Annotated in this window: 16 protein-coding genes; 10 read left to right on the forward strand and 6 right to left on the reverse strand. The window is 68.5% G+C overall.

Translation table 11 applies throughout. The features are described 5' to 3' along the window. Nucleotides 1-3 precede the first annotated feature (3 nt). A complete protein-coding gene (locus LL648_RS40875) occupies nt 4-795 on the reverse strand; it encodes a TetR/AcrR family transcriptional regulator (RefSeq protein WP_232668356.1) in 792 nt (263 codons plus the stop codon). A 79-nt stretch (nt 796-874) separates the two neighbouring features. Between LL648_RS40875 and LL648_RS40880 the strand changes: the two genes are divergently transcribed. The 4 genes from LL648_RS40880 (at nt 875) to LL648_RS40895 (ending at nt 5,045) form a co-directional block, all read left to right on the forward strand. Continuing rightward, on the forward strand, nt 875-1,723 hold the full coding sequence (locus tag LL648_RS40880) for an NAD(P)H-binding protein (protein ID WP_232668370.1): 849 nt from the start codon (nt 875-877) through the stop codon (nt 1,721-1,723). Between the two features lie 6 nt (nt 1,724-1,729). Then, complete coding sequence (locus tag LL648_RS40885; RefSeq protein WP_232668357.1) at nt 1,730-2,482, forward strand: phosphotransferase enzyme family protein; 753 nt, start codon at nt 1,730-1,732, stop codon at nt 2,480-2,482. A 200-nt stretch (nt 2,483-2,682) separates the two neighbouring features. Continuing rightward, complete coding sequence (locus tag LL648_RS40890) at nt 2,683-3,888, forward strand: serine hydrolase domain-containing protein (RefSeq protein ID WP_232668358.1); 1,206 nt, start codon at nt 2,683-2,685, stop codon at nt 3,886-3,888. A 116-nt stretch (nt 3,889-4,004) separates the two neighbouring features. Next, the gene (locus LL648_RS40895) at nt 4,005-5,045 is read left to right on the forward strand and encodes a LacI family DNA-binding transcriptional regulator (RefSeq protein WP_232668359.1); all 1,041 of its coding nucleotides are present in this window, start codon (nt 4,005-4,007) and stop codon (nt 5,043-5,045) included. A gap of 20 nt (nt 5,046-5,065) precedes the next feature. On the opposite strand, the gene LL648_RS44890 is transcribed toward LL648_RS40895, so the two are convergent. Further along, on the reverse strand, nt 5,066-6,637 hold the full coding sequence (locus tag LL648_RS44890; RefSeq protein WP_305080821.1) for an alpha-N-arabinofuranosidase: 1,572 nt from the start codon (nt 6,635-6,637) through the stop codon (nt 5,066-5,068). Between the two features lie 229 nt (nt 6,638-6,866). Here LL648_RS44890 and LL648_RS40905 point away from each other — a divergent pair, with 229 nt between their 5' ends. The 4 genes from LL648_RS40905 to LL648_RS40920 are packed head-to-tail and all read left to right on the forward strand — an operon-like array spanning nt 6,867 to nt 10,562. Continuing rightward, on the forward strand, nt 6,867-8,087 hold the full coding sequence (locus LL648_RS40905; RefSeq protein ID WP_232668360.1) for an ABC transporter substrate-binding protein: 1,221 nt from the start codon (nt 6,867-6,869) through the stop codon (nt 8,085-8,087). Between the two features lie 43 nt (nt 8,088-8,130). Further along, nucleotides 8,131-9,087 carry a carbohydrate ABC transporter permease gene (locus LL648_RS40910; protein WP_232668361.1) on the forward strand — a complete coding sequence of 319 codons (957 nt, stop codon included), beginning with the start codon at nt 8,131-8,133 and terminating at the stop codon, nt 9,085-9,087. After that, entirely contained in the window at nt 9,084-9,986 is a 903-nt protein-coding gene (locus LL648_RS40915; RefSeq protein ID WP_232668362.1) for a carbohydrate ABC transporter permease, read from the forward strand. The genes LL648_RS40910 and LL648_RS40915 overlap by 4 nt, the downstream gene beginning before the upstream one ends. Before the next feature lie 12 nt (nt 9,987-9,998). Then, the gene (locus tag LL648_RS40920; protein ID WP_232668363.1) at nt 9,999-10,562 is read left to right on the forward strand and encodes a DJ-1/PfpI family protein; all 564 of its coding nucleotides are present in this window, start codon (nt 9,999-10,001) and stop codon (nt 10,560-10,562) included. Between the two features lie 76 nt (nt 10,563-10,638). Here the strand turns inward: LL648_RS40920 and LL648_RS40925 are convergent, their stop codons facing one another. The 4 genes from LL648_RS40925 to LL648_RS40940 form a co-directional block, all read right to left on the reverse strand. Beyond that, the gene (locus LL648_RS40925) at nt 10,639-12,618 is read right to left on the reverse strand and encodes a hypothetical protein (protein WP_232668364.1); all 1,980 of its coding nucleotides are present in this window, start codon (nt 12,616-12,618) and stop codon (nt 10,639-10,641) included. A gap of 243 nt (nt 12,619-12,861) precedes the next feature. Further along, a complete protein-coding gene (locus LL648_RS40930) occupies nt 12,862-13,080 on the reverse strand; it encodes a hypothetical protein (protein ID WP_232668365.1) in 219 nt (72 codons plus the stop codon). A gap of 51 nt (nt 13,081-13,131) precedes the next feature. After that, nucleotides 13,132-13,275, reverse strand: a complete 144-nt coding sequence (locus LL648_RS40935; protein ID WP_232668366.1) for a hypothetical protein — start codon at nt 13,273-13,275, stop codon at nt 13,132-13,134. 707 nt (nt 13,276-13,982) lie between these two features. Beyond that, nucleotides 13,983-14,900, reverse strand: a complete 918-nt coding sequence (locus LL648_RS40940) for a hypothetical protein (RefSeq protein WP_232668367.1) — start codon at nt 14,898-14,900, stop codon at nt 13,983-13,985. A gap of 127 nt (nt 14,901-15,027) precedes the next feature. Between LL648_RS40940 and LL648_RS40945 the strand changes: the two genes are divergently transcribed. Together LL648_RS40945 and LL648_RS40950 are read left to right on the forward strand one after the other, a co-directional pair. After that, nucleotides 15,028-16,143: a hypothetical protein gene (locus LL648_RS40945; protein ID WP_232668368.1), complete on the forward strand. Its 1,116-nt coding sequence runs from the start codon at nt 15,028-15,030 to the stop codon at nt 16,141-16,143. Continuing rightward, on the forward strand, nt 16,061-16,240 hold the full coding sequence (locus LL648_RS40950; protein ID WP_232668369.1) for a hypothetical protein: 180 nt from the start codon (nt 16,061-16,063) through the stop codon (nt 16,238-16,240). Before LL648_RS40945 ends, LL648_RS40950 begins: the two co-directional genes overlap by 83 nt. The last annotated feature ends 309 nt before the right edge of the window (nt 16,241-16,549 follow it).

Consider the following 16,549-nt stretch of genomic DNA (forward strand, 5'->3'; position numbering starts at 1 on the left):
GACTCACCGCTCCGAGACGCGCGACTCGCGCTGGTGCGTTTCATCGGCGGCCATGGCTGCCATGACGTTGATGCCGTCGAGCAGGGCGCGCAGGCCGATGTCGAAGGCGTTCACCCTGGCCTCGGAAGCGGTCCGGTCGAAGCCGCCCTCGGCCCATGACCGGGCGATGGCGGGGTAGCGGGCCGGGTCGAAGATCTCCTCCCAGAAGAGCTGGCGGGCCGACCACCAGTCGTCCTCGGGCTCGCCGCTCACTGCGGAGGCCTGCGCGTGTTCGGCTTCGGTTGCCGCGGCGGCGTCGACGAAGGTGACGATCGCGTCGACTGCGGCCGTCGCCTCGGACGGCGGCAGGGCCGTTTCGGACAGTGCGGCCAGCAGGTGGTTCTGCCGGGTGAACAGGCCCGGGCCCAGGGGAGGGCGGACGGTGGAGATGCTGCGCAGCCACGGGTGTCGGGCGTGCAGGGCGAGGGTCTGGTGCGCGTAGTGCGTGACCTGGGCGCGCCACGAGCCGGCGTCGGACAGCTCCAGGGACTGCCAGGCCGCGTCCACCATGAGGTCGATCAGTTCGGCCTTGCCGGGGACGTGCGTGTACAGCGTCATCGTCCCGACGTCGAGGGCGGCGGCGACCTTGTCCATGGTCATCGCGTCGACGCCCTTCCCGTCGGCCACCGAGATCGCCGCGGCGATGATCGTGGACAGCGTGATCTTGGGTGGCCTGCCACGGCCTGACCTGGGCTTCCCCTGTCGCCACAGCAGGCGCAGGGTCTCGCGGGGATCACCTCCGCCGCTGCGTTCCATCGGCCCTCCTCGTTTCCGTAGATCGTACGGTATCCTTTATCCGTAGGTTGCACGGAAAATAGGGAGGCTGAAGTTGCGCGTGCTGGTGACGGGTGCGACGGGCACCGTGGGCCGGCTGGTCACGGCCGGTCTGCGGGACGTACGGGTCAGGGTGCTGACGAGGGACCCGCGGAAGGCGCCCACCGGCGTGGAGGTGGTTAAGGGGGATCTCACCCGGCCCGAGGACCTCGGGCCGGTGCTGGCCGGGGTGGACAGGATGTTCCTCTTCCCGGAACCGACCACGGCCGCGGAGGTGGTCAGGGCCGCGAAGCAGGCGGGCGTGCGGAGGATCGTCGTGCTCTCGTCCGGTGCGGTGACCGGTGGCTTCGACACGACGTTCCATCTGCCCGTGGAACAGGCCGTCGAACAGTCCGGTCTGGAGTGGACGCACATCCGGCCCGGCGAGTTCGCGGCGAACAAGCTCGCGCTTTGGGGCCCGTCCATCCGCGCCGAGCGCGTGGTGCGCGACACCAACCCGGACGGCGGGTGGTTCCCCGTGCACGAGCAGGACGTCGCCGATGTGGCGATCGAGGCGTTGCTGGAGGACGGCCACGCCGGAAAGGCCTACGACATCAACGGTCCCGCCATGATCAGTCTGCGCGACCAGGCGAAGGCGATCGCCGACGCGCTCGGCGAGGAGATCCGGTTCGAGGAGCTGACCCCGGCGCAGGCCCGCGACGCCTACCGGGCCTTGGGCGGGTTCGCCGCCCAGGCCGCGGACTTCCTGTTGGGTTTCGCCGACTACGACGGCAACCCCGCGGATCCGGCGGAGAACGCGGACTTCGATCCGTCGGTGTTGGGTGTGCTGCCGACCGCGGAGTCCGTGACGGGCAGGCCGGCACGGACCTTCGCGCAGTGGGCACGGGACCGGGCGGGCGACTTCCGTTAGGGGAGGATGTGGCCGGTGGGGTGGGAGGCGCTCGAGCAGTGGGGTGCGGACGTCGTGCGCGGCGAGCCGCTCACCGGCGGCGTCGGGGTCAACGAGGTGTGGAGCGTGCGCGTCGACGGGCGCGTCGCGGTCGGTCGGCTCGGCCGCCGCGGCGACGCCGATCTCGCGTGGGAGACCGATCTGTTGCGCCACCTCGACCGGGCGGGGATGGCGGTGCCGGTGCCGATCCCGACAGCGGACGGCCGGTACTTCGCCGATGGGCTGGTGGTGATGACCTACGTGGAGGGCAGATCGCCGGAGACCGAAGCCGATTGGCGTCGGGTCGCCGATACGCTCCGCCGGCTGCATCGGTTGACGGACGGCTGGCCCCAGCGCCCGGGGTGGCGTTCGTCGACCGACCTCCTGCACGTCGAGACCGGGACGAGGGTCGACCTCGGTGTGATGCCGCCCGAGGGCGTTGTCAGGTGCCGGGCCGCGTGGGCACGACTGACCGGTCGCACGAGGTCCGTCGTGCACGGCGACCCCAACCTCGGCAACGTCCGCATGACCGCGGATCGGGTCGCGTTGATCGACTGGGACGAGTCGCACGTCGACGTCCCCGACCTCGACCTGGCGTTGCCCCACAACGCCGCCGGCCTCGACGACGACGCCTACGACATCGCCGCGCAAGCGCGGGCCGCCTGGGAAGCCGCCGTCTGCTGGGACCCGAGCGGGACCGACCTGTTCGCAGTCAAGCGGCTCGCCGAGGTGCGAGCGTGAACCCATGCTGCGTCCTTTCGGCTGACACCGGGTCGAGCGATCTCGACCGGCTACGACCCGCGGCGTAGCAGCGGGGTCGGGCGGCTACGTACGCCTGCGTAGGTGCGGCAGTCCGCTGCCGGAAGCCGGGACCTCCTCGATGCAGTGACCATGCAGGACGTGGAAGAAGTGCCATCCCACGTACCTGCAGAGGAGCGACCGTGAAGATCCGGCCATTGGTGTGCACGATCGTGGCGACGCTGGGCCTCAGTGCGTGCTCGGGAATGTCAGCGGCCGCGCCGGACGCCGGTGGCGAGGCAAACGTCGCGACGCTCCGATCCGCCCTCGACGACGTCCATCGCGCTGGCATCCCGGGGGTGTTCGCGGAGGTGCGCGCCGGTGATCTGGTGTGGAACGGCGCTTCGGGTGTCGCCAATATCGGGACCGGCCGCCCCGTCACGCCCGACATGCAGCAGCGGGTCGGGAGCCTCACCAAGACGTTCACCGCAGCCGCGATCCTGCAACAGGTGGAGCAAGGCCGGATCCGGCTCGACGCATCGATCGGTAGCTACCTACCGGACCTGGTGCCAGGAGAACGGGGTGCGAAGATCACGGTTCGCATGCTGCTCAACCACACGAGAGGCATTCCCGACTACCTCCCCATCGCATTCCCGTCCCTGCAGGAGAACCCGTCCTCGGCGCAGAGCGTGGACGACAACCGGGCGCGGACGTTCAGCGCGGCGGAACTCGTCGAGATGGGCCTCGCCGCACCTGCGTCGGGTCCGCCCGGAAGTTCCCCGGGTGTGTACTCGAACAGCAACTACCTGCTCCTCGGCCAGCTGTTGGAACGGGTGAGCGGCACCACCGCCGAGGAATACATCACGCGGAACGTCATCGGGCGCGCCGGGCTGGAACACACCGAATTCCCGGACGGACCGCTGGTCCGGGAGCCGCACCCGCAGATGTACGAGGCACTGCACGGTTTGATCGATCCGCCGCGCGACTACAGCGAGTACAACATGTCCTGGGTGCGGACGGGGGCGGGGCTGGTGTCAACCACGGGCGACCTGAACCGCTTCTACGGGAAGCTGCTCGCCGGTGAGGTCGTCGACCGATCGTCGCTCGCCGAGATGCAGCGCACGGTCCCGGTCGTCGGGATCGGCCTGGAGGGGAAGACGATCGACTACGGCCTGGGTCTGCACCGGGTCGTGACCGACTGCGGAGTCTTCTGGGGCCACGACGGCACGGTCTGGGGTGCGACGACGATGTCGCTGACCAGCGCCGACGGGAAGCGGCAGATGTCGGTCGCCATGAACCTCGCGCGGTGGAACGGGCTGGACCCGGCGGGCAGGCCGCAGCACCATCCCATCGACGACGCGCTGTCGACCTTCTACGCGCAGGCGATGTGCGGCGGCGGGGCCGGCTGACCGAATGGGTCGACGCCCGGACGTCCGACCTGGCCGGATCCGCGTCGGTGCGCCCGGTGGTGCGTACTGTTGCGGCGGGTTGGCGCCGGCGAGGGCCGCTGGTCGGAAGGTGGACGTTGAGCAGCGGCGAGGGACAACGACGGGTCGGGATCACGATGACCGACGTCGCGCGCCATGCCGGCGTCTCGACCATGACGGTGTCCAACGTGATCAACGGGCGGTCGCAGCGGGTGAGCGAGCCGACCAAGCAGCGGGTGCTTGCGACCATCGCCGAGCTCGGCTACCAGGTCAACCTGACGGCTCGAAACCTCCGCAGGGGGCGGACCGGGGCGGTGGGGCTGGCCGTGCCGGCCTTCGCGCCGGGCTACTACGGCGAGCTGGCGGACCGGCTCGCGGATCGGTTCGCGGCCCACGGGTTGCGGCTGGCCGTGGAACGGACGGGCGCGAGCCGGTCGGCCGAGCTGGACGCTCTCACGGCACCGCGGCTGAGCGGCTACGACGGCTTCGTGCTCAGCGTCGTCGCAGGTGACGCCGCCGACCTGGAGAAGCTGAGCGTCGACACCCCGATCGTGCTGATCGGGGAACGGGCGGTGCCCGCGCGGTTCGACCACGTGCTCATGGACAACGTCGGCGGCGCGACCTCGGCCACCGAGCTCCTGCTCCGCGCGGGCGCTCGGCGGGTAGCGCTGCTCGGCGGCGTTGCCGTCGCGGAGGAGAGCATGCCGGGCCTGCGGACGCGCGGCTACCGGATCGCGCACGAGACGGCCGGCGCCGCGGTCCGGAAGGAGCTGATCGTCTCCTGCGGGTTCGGCGTCGAGGACGGCTACGCCGCGACGCGTGACCTCGTCGACCGCGGGATCGGGTTCGACGCGATCTTCGCGCTGACCGACTCCGCGGCGTTCGGTGCGCTGCGGGCGCTGGCCGAGACCGGACGGCGGGTGCCCGAGGACGTCCAGGTGGTCGGGTTCGACAACCTCGACGAGGCGCGGTTCACCTCGCCCGCGCTGACGACCGTCGAGCCGGGCAACGCCGAGATGGCCGATGCGATCTGCGCGCTGCTGCTCGAACGGATCGAGTCGCGTTTCGCGTCGGTCCCGGCGCGGGTGGTCATGCCCGAGGCCCGGATCGTGGAGCGGGAGACGACCCGCCGGTCCTGAACCGGTCCTGAACTGGGGCGTCAGGCCAGGTCCAGCTCGACGGTGGCGAACGAATGGGGCGGCAGCACCGCGGTCAGTTCCACGGAGCCCAGTGCTCCGGGTCGGAGCTCGACGGCGAAGTCGGTCGGCACCACCTCGTCGGGGGCAGCTGCGGTGTTGTGGCGCTGCGGTGCGTCGGCCGTGAGGATCCGGGCGCGCGTGGCCGTGACCGCGCGACCGCGCAGGTCCAGGCGGAGGCTGGTAGCGGCGTCGAGCGCGAAGTTGCTGAGCGAGACGAGCGCCGTGCCTTCCTTGGTGCTGGCAGAGATCGACAACGGGGCGATCGACAACGGAGCAAGGTGGTCGCCGTCGTACCCCACCCGGTCCGGCTCTTCGACCACGTGCACGGGCAGCGAGACCGCGTCCTGGTGGCCCTTGTTCATCTCGAAGACGTGGTAGGTCGGGGTGAGCACTATCCCGCCGCCACCGCCGCCACCCTCGCCCTCGTCGTCGGTGGTCAAGATCATCGACTGCAGCACGTTGACGGTCTGGGCGATGTTCGCCATCCGCAAGCGCGCAGCGTGCTTGTGGAATATGTCGAAGTGCAGGCTCGCGACCAGCGCGTCGCGCATCGTGTTCTGCTGGTGCAGGAACGCCGGGTTGGTGCCGGGTTCGACCGTCCACCAGGTGCCCCACTCGTCGCAGATCAGGCCGATCGTGCGCGCGGGGTCGTAAGCGTCCATGACCGCGCTGTGCGCGGCGATGACGCGGTCGATGTCGGCGGCCTTGGCGATGGTCCGGTAGTACTGCGCGGCGGTGAAGTCGGTGGCCGAGCCGTGCGAAATCCCGTCGCCGGCGAACGAGTAGTAGTGGAACGAGATCGCTTGGAAGACGTTGCGGGGCCGGCGGGTGCAGCCCAGGCAGCTGACGGCCTTCATCAGCGCCTCGGTCCAGGCCAGGTCGTCGTCCGTGGCGCCGGCGGCGATCCGGTGCAGCTCGTTGCCGCCGTGGTCGTGCAGGAACGTGGCGTAGCGCGTCGCGAGATCGGCGTACGCCTCGGCCCGCATGTTCCCGCCGCAGCCCCACGCCTCGTTGCCGATGCCCCAGAACGGCACCTTCCAGGGCTCCTCCCGACCGTTGGCCTTGCGCAGCCGGACCATCGGCGAATCGCCGTCGCGGGTGAGGTACTCGACCCACTCGCTCATCTCCCGCACCGTCCCCGAGCCGACGTTGCCGTTGATGTAGGGGTCGGCGCCCAGCAGCTCGCACAGCGCCATGAACTCGTGGGTGCCGAAGTGGTTGTTCTCCTCGACGTCACCCCACGACGTGTTGACCATGGCCGGACGGTCCTGTTTCGGACCGACGCCGTCGCGCCAGTGGTAGGAGTCGGCGAAGCAACCGCCGGGCCAGCGCAGGTTCGGGACGTTCAGCCGCCGGAGCGCTTCGACGACGTCCAGGCGTAGCCCACCCTCGTTCGGGATCGGCGAGTCCTCGCCCACCCAGAACCCGCCGTAGATGCAGCGGCCCAGGTGCTCGGCGAAGTGACCATAGAGGTGCTTGCTGATCGTCGGTCCCACGACGTCGAGGTCGATCACCGCACGTGCGCTGCGCAAGATATGGGTCCTTCCGGAGGTTCGAAAAGTTTTCGAGCAAAGTCTTTGGTCGGGGGAGCTTCCCAATTGAGGTTTGACGTTATACCGTGGCCGCCACTTCGCCAACCTGCACTGCGCATAGTGATGGCGAAGGCGTCGAGTTTGCGAGAAGTTTCGAAGCAGGGGGCACATCGTCGTGAAACTCCGCACCAGTCCAGCGCTCGTGCTGCTTGCCGCAGCGGTGCTCGCAATGACGAGCGCGTGCTCGCCGGGATCCGGCTCCGGGGGCGGCGGTGATCCGAAGGCGTTCGAGTTCTGGTCGTTCAGCGGCATCGACCAGAAGCGCGACGTCGACGCCTACCGGCAGCTCCATCCCGACATCCAGGTCAAGCTGACCGAGGTCGGCAGCACCACCGAGACCGCGCAGGCGCTCACCACCGCGCTCGCCGGTGGCAAGGTGCCCGACCTGGTCCTCATCCAGGGCGACGACCTGCCCAAGTTCGTCCAGCAGCCGCAGAACTTCCAGGACCTGCGAACGCTCGGCGCCGACCAGATCAAGGGCGATTACCTGGACTGGGTGATGAAGCAGGCGGAGGCGAAGGACGGCCAGATCATCGGGGTGCCGACGGACGTCGGTGGCCTGGGGGTCGCCTACCGCGCCGACCTCTTCGCCGCGGCCGGCCTGCCCGCCGACCGCGAGTCCGTCTCGAAGCTCTGGTCGACGTGGGACGGGTTCATCGAGACCGGGAAGCGGTACACGGCCGCGACGGGCAAGCCGTTCGTCGACAACATCCCGACCAGCGTGTTCTTCCAGGCCGTCAACCAGGTCTCCCAGAAGTACTACGACGACGCCGGCAACCCGATCTACGACCGGAACCCGGAGGTCAAGGCTGCCTTCGACCTGGCGCTGAAGGCGCTCGACGCGAACATCTCGGCCAAGCAGTCCTTCGGGAAGGAAGGGTGGAACGCCGCCCTTCCCCGCGGTGACTTCGCGGTCGTCTCGGCGCCGTCGTGGCTGCTCGGCCAGATCCGCAGGGGCGCGCCCGACACCGCGGGCAAGTGGGACGTCGCGACGATCCCAGGAGGCGCCGGGAACTGGGGCGGGAGCTACCTGGCCATTCCGGCCCGAGCCCAGAACCCGGCGGCCGCGTGGGCCTACATCAAGGAGATGCAGTCCCCGCAACGCCAGCTCGAGCACTTCCTCGAGGTCGGCGCCCTGCCGACCACGCCGTCCGTCTACACCGACCCGCGCCTCACGGGCAAGGCCGACCCGTTCTTCTCCGGGGCGCCGACCGGGAAGATCTACACGGAGGCCGTGCTGGGGCTGAAGCCGTTCCGCATGGGACCGGACACCGGCGCGATCGGTCAGGAGTTCCTCAACGCTCTCGTGAACGTCGAGCAGGGTTCGGGCAACCCGGCAACCGCCTGGGACGACGCCGTGCGCAACATCCGCACGGCCATCGGGAAGTAGTGGCGATGCATTGCGTGGTGGCGGGCCGCGGTGGGGAGGGCGCATGACGGCGACCCTGCCCACCCGGCCGACCCCGACCCGGATCTCGCGTGGGGCTGCCCGGGTGCTGATCCCGCTGCGGGAGCGCATCGCTCCCTACGCCTACATCGCACCGTTCTTCCTGCTCTTCGGGGTGTTCGGGCTCGCGCCGTTCCTGTTCACGTTCTACATCGCGCTGTTCGACTGGAACCCGATCGGCGACCAGACGTTCATCGGGCTCGACAACTTCACCCGGATGCTCGCGGACGCGCGGTTCTGGAACGCGACGGCCAACACGATCAGCATCTGGCTGCTCTCGACGGTCCCGCAGCTGTTGGTCGCGCTGCTGCTGGCGCACGTCCTCAACCGTGCGCGGCTGCGGTTCGCGCTGTTCTTCCGCATGTCGATCCTGGTGCCCTACATCACCTCGGTGGCGGCCACCGCGATCGTCTTCGCGCAGCTGTTCGACCGCGACTACGGCCTGCTGAACTGGTTGTTGGGGCTGGTCGGGGTCGGGTCGATCGACTTCGCCCAGACCGTGTGGGGCAGCCACGTCATGCTCGCTGTGATGGTCGCGTGGCGTTGGTTCGGCTACACGACCCTGCTATACCTGGCGTCGCTGCAGGCGATCCCGCGTGACATCTACGAGGCGGCGGCCATCGACGGCGCGGGCGGGTGGGCGCAGTTCCGCCACATCACGATCCCGTCGCTGCGACCGGTGATCATCTTCACGGTCGTCACGTCGACGATCGGCGGCCTGCAGATCTTCACCGAGCCCCTGCTCCTGTCGCGCACGAACAACATCACCTGCGGCCCGGTGCGACAGTGCCAGACGCTCACCCTGTTCCTGTACGAGCAGGGCTTCGGCCAGTACGAGTTCGGCTACGGCGCCGCGATCGGCGTCGCGCTGTTCGTGATGATCGTGGTGGTCGCCGCCGTCAACTACCTGCTGTCCAGCCGGATCCGCGGGGAGGTGCCATGACCGACACGACGACCGGTGGGGAGATCGGCGCGACGCTGACCGGTGCGCCGCGGCCGAGCGGACGCCGCCGTGGAGGTGGGATCGGTCGTGTGCGGTGGTGGAACTACCTGCTGCTGGGCGCCGCCGCGTTCGGCTCGCTGTTCCCGCTCTACTGGATGTTCGTCGTCGCCTCGACCGACTCGGCCACCGCGTACGAGATGCCGCCCGAGATCGTGCCCGGCGCGAACTTCTTCCAGCTCACCGAGCTGGTGCTGACGACGGTGCCGTTCCTGCAGTCGATCCTCAACAGCCTGATCGTGGCCACGACCATCGGCGTCGGTCAGGCGGTGCTGTGCTCGCTCGCCGGGTTCGCGTTCGCGAAGCTGCGCTTCCGCGGCAGCTACGGGCTGTTCCTGCTGGTCGTGCTCACGATGACGGTGCCGGTGCAGCTCGGGATCATCCCGCAGTACATGATCATCTCTTCGCTGGGGTGGGTGGACACCCTGCAGGCGGTGACGGTACCGGGGCTCGCGAGCGCGTTCGGGATCTTCTGGATGCGCCAGCACATCGCGGCGACGATCAGCGACGAGCTGATGCAGGCCGCCCGGATCGACGGCGCGAGCACCTGGCAGATCTTCTGGCGCATCGCGTTCCCGATCGTGCGGCCCGCGGCGTTCGTGCTCGGCCTGTTCGGCTTCGTGGCGGCGTGGAACGACTTCCTCTGGCCTTTCATCGTGCTGAAATCGCCGGAGCGCTTCACGGCGCAGATCGCGATCAAGGCCCTGCAGACCCAGCTCACGGTCGACCTCGGGCTCGCGATGGCCGGCTCGTTCCTCGCCACGCTGCCGCTGCTCGTGCTGTTCGTGATCGTCGGTCGCCGGATGGTCGCCGGCATCCTCGACGGCGCTTTCAAGGGATAGAGAGGACGGACGATGGCCAGGGTCCTGGTGTTGGCGGGAGATGCCGCCGAGGAGCTGGACTGCATGTACCCCGTGTTCCGGATCCGGGAGGCCGGCCACGCCGCCATCGTGGCGGCGCCCACCACGAGGCCGATCAAGCTCGTGGTGCACGACTTCGAACCCGGCTGGGACGCCTACACGGAGAAACCCGGCCACCAGCTGGCCGTCGACATCGCCTTCGCGGACGTCCGGCCGGAGGACTACCACGCCCTGGTGATCCCGGGCGGCCGGGCACCGGAGTACATCCGCACCGACCCCGCCGTGCCCAGCATCGTGCGCCACTTCTTCGACCTGGACCTACCGGTCGGCACGATCTGCCACGGCGCGCAGGTACCCGCGGCCCTCGGGCTGCTCCGCGGCCGCCGGACCGCGGGCTTCCCGCCGCTGCGGGCGGACCTCGAATTCGCCGGTGCGACGTTCGTGGACGCCCCGGACGTCGTCGACGGTGCGATGGTCTCGTGCCGCGGGTGGCCCGACCTGCCCGAGTGGTCCCGGGCCTTCATGCGCGTGCTCGCGGAGGCCGGCGGCCGGGGGTGACGCAACACCGTCGACAACGACGAAATGGCTGATGTGAGCGCTAACAAACAGCCATAACGTCGTTGTCGACGGTCACTCAGGGAAACTTGCCGACGTCGATGACCATGACTGTTCCGGTCCCGTCGGATGCAGGTGCGTAGAGCGTATGGCCGTCCGCCGAGATGACCACGTCGTCCGCCGGGCTGCTCAGCTCGATGGAGTCCAGCAGCCGATGCGTCACGGCGTCGAGAACCGCTATGGTGCTCTCCCGCGGCTGCCCTGATTCCTGGACGGCGAGGAACAGGTGACGCCCGCTCGGCGATGCGGCGATGTCGCTGATGCTGCCCCGCTTGCCCGCCGAGAGCGCGCCCTCCAGGTTCGGGACGACGGTTTGCTTGTAGGCCATGGTGTGGCCGTCGACGATCACGATTCTGTCGTTGCGATGCTGAAAACCGAAGCGTCCGTCGGCGGAGAACGTGGTGTATCCGATGGAATGCGTCCTATGCCCGGAGGGCGGCGGTTCGGTGACGAAGGTGACCTTGCTGTTGGTGGTCGTGTCGATCACGACGCTCTCGTAGCCCGGGACGTAGAGGTAGCGCCCGTCCGGGCTGAACGTCATGGGCCCGGACGACACGATTTGCAAGGGTATTCTGGTGACCAGCTTCCGCCTGGTGAGGTCGATGACGTCGACGCCGTGCCCGAGAGCATCGGTGGAGACGGCGATGTACGCCCGACGGCCGTCAGCGGAGATGGCAACAGCCTTCCCGTAATTCGGGACATCGATCGCGTCGATCTGCTGGTAGGTCTTCGCATCGACGACGAGGAGCTGGTTCGTGAACCGATAGCCCTCCTGGACCGCGTAGCTCTGAAAGCTCTCCTGGACCGTGTAAAGGCGCTGGCTGTCGGCGGAAACGGCCGGAATCGTATCGATGTTGACGGCCAGGTGAAACCTCCCGACAATTGAGTTCTTCGTGGCATCGATGGCGACGGCGTAGTCGCGATCGCCTGGTACGAAGATCGTTGCACCGTCGGGGGAGCGAACTATCCACCGGGGTAACGTGTCGATGCCGCGGATCAAGCTGATCTGTTGTGCCCCCGGGCCGTCCGGAGGCAGCGGGCCCGGCGCTGTCGTGGTCGGCGGCGACGGCCACCGTGGGGATTTCGGCGCCCCGTTCAGGCCCGGGACCATGATCGCCAGGACGACCGCAGCGGTGACACAAGCGAGAAGACCGCCGATGATCTGCTCGCGGTTCGGTCGCCATCGAGCGGTCGGTGGTACGTCGGGAGCGCTTTCCGGAGGTTCCGGCGGTGCTGTCTCTTCGGTGGGGCGAGGCTCATCGGCGGGGCGAGGTGAGGCGGGCAGCGCTGCGAGCTTGCTGGAAAGCGTTCGAGCGCTCGGACGATCAGCCGGGTCCGCTGCGAGGCAGTGTGTGATGTGCTCGCGCAGTGGCGCGGGAAGCTCTCGCAGGAACTGCTCCTGGGTGGCCTGGTCGACGGGCAGATGTCGGCCCGAAGCGGCGAACAGCAGCACCCTGGCCAGGGCGAGCACGTCCGAAGGAGCTTGTGTGGAAGCAGTACTCGCCGGATGGGAGAGCGAACTCGTGACCGGGGATCCATGGCGAGCGAGCGCCGCATCGACGATGTCGGTCAGATAAGGGCCGTCATCGGCGAGCACGATGCTCGCTTCGGTCAGGTGCTTGTGTGTTCCGCCGGTCGCCTCGATGCCGGCAAGAGCATCGGCCATCCGGCTGGCCATGACGACGAGCATGTGCTCGGAGAGCGGGCCGTGGCTGTGGACGTGCGATCCGAGATCGGGCCCGGCGAGGTACTCGGTGGCCCACCAAATGCGGTCGTTGTCGACGTCGGCATCAAGAACCGCCAAGACCCACGGCGCGCGGATCCGTCGTGCTTCGTCGAGCGCGGCGGCAACCTCGACGCGAATTTCCCGGTTGCTCTGAAAGGTGTCGTGCGGGACCGTCACCGCGGCCAACAACCCTGCCGCGGTGCGGCCGAGGAAAGTGCTGGCAGTCGGGCCCGCACTCAACAGGTCCACCAGGTCGAACCGGCCGACACGCACGACGTCATCCCCCCGAGCAGTATTCTGGGGAACCGTACCCGACGCCGTCGGGCGCATCTGATCAGAGCCGTATCCTACGAGAACAGCTCGAAGGTCTCCGCTCCGTAGGTCCGATGGTGGCCTCACGGAGCCCGTTGCGTCCTCGCAGAGTGTCTGCGCTCTGCGAGGACGCACCCAGTCTGCGAGGTCACCGGCCGGGTGCTTGAACCGTTCGGCGACGGGTCCGATCTCCGGTGATCCTGGTCAGGCCTCGCCCTTGCGGCAGAACTCCGTCGGGTGGACCTTGCAACCGCCGAAGCAGCGCTCGTCTTGTACGGTGTCGTCGTAGAAGCAGCGCTGGGAGTACTTCACCGTGTCGACGCAGTAGCAGAACTTCCAGTACCAGAAGTCTGCTGACGCCACGCCGGTCGGGGCCAATCGCTGGAGCAAGGCATCGGCGATGCGTGCAACCATTCTGTTCACGGCATGAACGTATATTCGGTACGAGCAGTGATCAATGTGAGGCTTTTCACTTCAGCTGGCCGGTGCCGGCCGGGCCTTCTTGACGACCGCGAGGCCGCCGACGCGAGCCGGTACGCGTTGCGCACCCTGCACCGTGACGCGCACGACCAGCACCCCGGCCAGCCCACCGACCTGCGCAAGAGCCAAGATCGTCACGGCCGCGACCATGGCCCGTCCCCGTCCCCCTGTATGCCCGGTTCACCCCGGTAACCGAACGACGATCACCACCACGCTCACTCGGCCAATTGTTCACACCCGGTGGTTGCCGATATGGACTCAATGCTCATTTTGTGGTGTGGGCACGGTCGCGCAAGAAGTGTAGCTGTCCAGTTGCTTGTCGATTGCCGGTCGATGTCTGTCCACTTCCTGTCCGGTGTCAACCAAATCGACGGTAGTGAGTCGATGCCATAGGGTTCGCGGGTGGAATTCTCCGATGACCTGTCGCTCGTCCTGGCCCGGGGCGAGTCGGTGGTGTCGCTGGTCGAGTACGTTGCCGCTGCGCAGTCGGCCGGGACGGCGTGGCCGGAAGTGCTGGGTGTGCTGACCGAGCGGTTCGCGCTGTCGTTCGACGATGCTCGGCTCGCCGTCGACTGCGTTCCCGGCGGTGTTGTACGCGCGGCTTCCGGGAACGCGGCGAACGAGCCCGATCGGGTGCGGGACCCGGTCGCCTGGGTCTCCTACCAGCGGGCTCGTGGCCTGCCGGTCCCCGCGCCGGAGCCGATGGCCACGCCGGAGCAGTCCGCGGCGGCGTTCGCCGTGGTGGAGGCGGCGCAGGCCGGGGAGGCCACGCGGGGGACCACCGACGTGGTCGTGGCGTTGGAGGTGGTGCGATCGTGCGTGGCGTTCGTCGGGGAGCCCGCCGTTCAGCGGCGGCTGATGATCCAGGCGGCGACGAGCGTCTCGACGGCGGCCGAGGCGCGCATCGCCGCTCTCGGGTCGGCGCCGTATGCGATTGCGGGCTCTCGCGACTGGGCCGATGGCGTGGTGCTGGCAGCGGCAGCACGGGTGATCGCCGAGCGTTTCGCCTGGCTGGGGGAGTCGTCGTTCGAGGACGGCGCGTACGAGCTCGCCGGGCGGATCACGACCCGGGTGCTGGGGCAGTCGCCGGCGCTGGTGGGGCGGGTCATGCTCGACTCGCGCGCTGCGCACTGCGCCTGGGCGAGCCCGCCCGGGCGGCGCAGCTGTGCGAGATGGTCGTTGCTGAATTCGCACGGCTGTTGGAGCAGTTCGAAACGGATGCGCCGGTCGACGAGGACCGGATCGCCCTGCGACACCTGCTGGCTGCGATCGACGTGCTCGTCTCGGTTCGGGGTGCCACCCCGCAGCTCGCGCAGCTGCGCGCCACCACCGCGGACGTGCTCGACCGCGCATAGCCACCTTCCAGAAACCCGCCGCAGCACAGCTCCACCGCGCCACAGCCCGTCGAACTTCCCCACCGTTTTGTGCACCTGCGCGGCCGCAGAGCGCGCAAGTGCCCAAACGGTGGGGAGATCCGGCCGCGCCGCCGCCCACCCACCGAAGTTCCCCACCGTTTTGCCAACTTGCACGCCCGCGGGCCCGTGCAGGTTGGCAAAACGATGGGCAAGTTTGCGTGTCGACGGCCGCGCGGGCCGCACGGCCGGCTGGTAGCGGGTGGGACGGTGTCGGCGCGCGGTGTGGCGAATCTCAGAGTGTTGATCGCCGATGGTGGCGGCCCGCTGTATCGGGGAAGCGCACACGATCTGGTCGCCCGATTGCGCGATGTTCGAGTCGCACTCGACGAGCTCGAACCGGCTTGGCAACCACGTCCGTAGCGACTGGTCAGTTCCGAGAGCCGGCTAAATGAGACGTGGGTGAAATCGCCGTGCAAGCACTCCGCTGCACGTTGTTGCCCGAGAACGAGCCGCGCATATCCGGGGGGAACGGGCCTTGACGATCGACGTGCAGCGTGAGGAGGCCGAAGCGTGGTTCCGCAGCCGCGGTCTGCCGTTCGTCGTCCGCGGTTCGGCGCGGGGCCGGGCGCTGATCCCGAGGACGGTGCCGACGTTGGTCTTCCTGGCCGTGTACATCTTGCTCGACATCGTTGTGGGGCCGGTTCTGTCGGAGCCGGCTAGCTCCGTCGATGACGAGGGTGTCCGGTTCACCGATTTTGCTGCAGACGAGCGGGTCCTCACGCTGCTGCTCTACCTGGTCGTCCTCCTGCTGCTGGCGGCGGTGTACCTCGGCCTGCCGATCGTGGCCGCCAAATTGACCCGCAGAGCGTTTCGCGGGCGGTCCGCCGCGGTGCAGCTCGTCGCAGGCGGTGTTGTCGCAGCGCTCGTCGTCACGCTCGTTCCCGCTGCCCTCACCGCCGCCGGGCAGGCTTCCTACTGGCCCGGCTTCGTGACCGCCATCGTGGGGGTCTCGGCGTTGCTGCTCCTGACGCGCCTCGGTGTCGGAGCCATCCTGATCTGGGCGATCCGCAAGGCGGCGCAGCAGATCAGCAGCATCGGCACCATGGCATCGCGGGTGCTGCCGCTGCTGTTGTTGGTCGTGATGTTCGCGTTCTTCACCGCCGAGCTGTGGCAGGCGGCCGATGCGCTTGGCCGCCAACGGCTGTGGACCGTGGTGGGGTTCCTGGCCGCGTTGGCTGTCGGGTTCATGGCCACGTCGTTCTCGGACGAGATACCCGCCATGCGCGCGGCGTCCCGAGCTCGGGCCAACCTGCTGGCCCGGGTGCAGGAGACCCCTCTCGGCGGGACGACGGTCGTCGTCCGTCACACGCGGCTGTCCCTATCGGAGCGGGTCAACGTAGTGCTGGTGCTCTTCCTCGCCCAGGCGGTGCAGGTCGTCGCGTTTGTCGTGGTGGTGTTCCTGTTCTTCATCCTGTTCGGCATTCTCATGATCACCCCGGGCGTGCAGGCGGGCCTATCTCATGGCATCGCAGCCGGCAGATGCCACGTTGTTCGGCGCACCGTTCCCGGTGAGCAACGCGCTCTTCCAGGTCTCGCTGTTCCTGGCCGCCTTCTCCGGGCTGTACTTCACCGCGTCGAAGACAACCGATGAGCGCTACCGCAAAGCGTTCTTCGACCCGCTGATCGACGAGATCGCCCTGAGCCTCGCCGCCCGCGACGTCTACCGCGAGCGGTGGCTGCACCTGTGACGTGCCGGGGTCAGCATTCGTCGCCCCACCAGCAATCGCAGGAGCTGTTGCACGCGTACCACCTGAACCGGAAGGTCGAGTAGCGGCAGCAGATGTAGATGTTCGAGCACGGGGGTCGGCACACGGCGACCGCCTCGGAGCGGGGTGATGCGAGCTCGAGCAGCCGATCCGCGAGCGCTGCAATCGTCCGGGTCATCGACCGTCTCCCCTCGGGTGCGCTGCTCCCGAACGTTAGCCCCGGTCATTCATGAGGGCAGCGAGTCGATCTTGTGTTTGGTGCTGTGGCTGTGGCCGGCGCCGGTTCTGATG

Origin of the sequence: Pseudonocardia sp. TRM90224, assembly GCF_021245725.1 — a bacterium.
Classification (GTDB): domain Bacteria; phylum Actinomycetota; class Actinomycetes; order Mycobacteriales; family Pseudonocardiaceae; genus Pseudonocardia.